The sequence below is a fragment of the Salinimicrobium oceani genome, from assembly GCF_012037645.1.
In genome coordinates, this window is sequence record NZ_JAAVJR010001383.1 from 1 (window position 1) to 317 (window position 317).

A 317-nucleotide genomic window follows, 5' to 3' on the forward strand; every position below is an offset into this window, starting at 1 on the left:
GGGGAACCACTGGATATTTCCCGTTCAGCATTAAGGGCTGTTTCGCCAATTCATATTGAATATCTTGAAAATATGGAAGTAGGAGCATCCCTCTCGGCTGCCATAATTGTAAAAGGTAAACTCTGGGGTTTGATCGCCTGCCATCACAGAACAGCAAAATACCTGGATTTTTACCAGCGGGAAAGCTGCAGGTTCCTGGCTCAAATGTTCTCAACAGAACTTACCCTGCGGGAAACCAGCGAAACCTTAAGCCGGTCTGAACTTTCAGATAACATAAGACGGCAGCTGGTGAAGCAAATGAGCTATCATAAAGATAT

1 protein-coding gene is annotated in these 317 nt (G+C 44.8%); it reads left to right on the top strand.

Annotation, left to right across the window (positions count from 1 at the left end; genetic code table 11):
- Positions 1–317, top strand: a 317-nt coding sequence (locus tag HC175_RS22305; protein ID WP_168140026.1) for a GAF domain-containing protein, incomplete at both ends; no start/stop codon positions are given.